Origin of the sequence: Vogesella mureinivorans, from assembly GCF_007644035.1 — a bacterium.
Lineage (GTDB): Bacteria > Pseudomonadota > Gammaproteobacteria > Burkholderiales > Chromobacteriaceae > Vogesella > Vogesella mureinivorans.
In genome coordinates this window covers 1-253 of the sequence record NZ_VMTV02000428.1, presented here as the reverse complement: position 1 = coordinate 253, position 253 = coordinate 1, and the positions used below count along the sequence as shown (strand labels likewise).

1 pseudogene is annotated in these 253 nt (G+C 65.6%); it reads left to right on the top strand.

The features are described from left to right. Window positions 1–253 (top strand): annotated as a pseudogene (locus tag FLQ44_RS11350) (oxygen-independent coproporphyrinogen III oxidase); the annotation flags it as partial.

The following is a 253-nucleotide window of genomic DNA, read 5'->3' as shown; positions in this document are numbered from 1 at the left end:
AGCAGATCAAGATCGAAGACCTGCTGCCGCCCGACATGAAGCTGCGCCTGCTGGAGCTGGCCATCGAGAAGCTCTCGGCCGCCGGCTACCACTACATCGGCATGGATCACTTCGCCCTGCCAGAGGACGAGCTCGCCCGCGCCCAGCGCGCCGGCAGCCTGCAGCGCAACTTCATGGGCTATACCACGCATGCGGAGACCGACCTCCTCGGCTTGGGCATGAGCGCGATCAGCCGCATCGGCGATCACTTCGC